A 458-nucleotide genomic window follows, 5' to 3' on the forward strand; every position below is an offset into this window, starting at 1 on the left:
TGCCTGTCGAACAGGCCAAGAATGTGCTTTACCAGATCGATAATGGTGAAGTGTCTGCTACCCGTGCAGAACGTGTTGCACTGGCTGCTTCTATCGCCATGAATGAAGCTGCTGCCACTGTAGCTCCTGAACAGGAATTGACCCCTGCGCAGATCGTCAGCCGTCAAATTCAGGCTGTTCGTGGTGATAAGGAACACCAGCTTTCCATCAATGAGCACCGTGACCGTATCGTCAAAGCGTTCCGTGACAACGATATTCAGGCTGCACAAGACTACATGGAACATGCTGTCAACTTTGCCCAGACACTGGCGAACAAGGTTGCTGCTGCCAATCAGTCTATTGCAGAGGGCTTCAATAAGCCTATCGCATATCGTACTTCTGGTGCTGAAGGTAAGTGGCTTCCTAAACGCCAATGGGGAACGTGGACGGCTCGTCGTAACGGCAATGGCATCAAGATG

At 51.1% G+C, this 458-nt stretch carries 1 protein-coding gene; it reads left to right on the forward strand.

The genetic code is table 11. The features are described 5' to 3' along the window. On the forward strand, positions 1-458 hold a 458-nt coding region (locus RMT89_RS41115), incomplete at both ends, for a hypothetical protein (RefSeq protein WP_315888862.1).

The sequence above is a fragment of the Streptomyces sp. P17 genome (assembly GCF_032436805.1).
GTDB lineage: Bacteria > Actinomycetota > Actinomycetes > Streptomycetales > Streptomycetaceae > Streptomyces.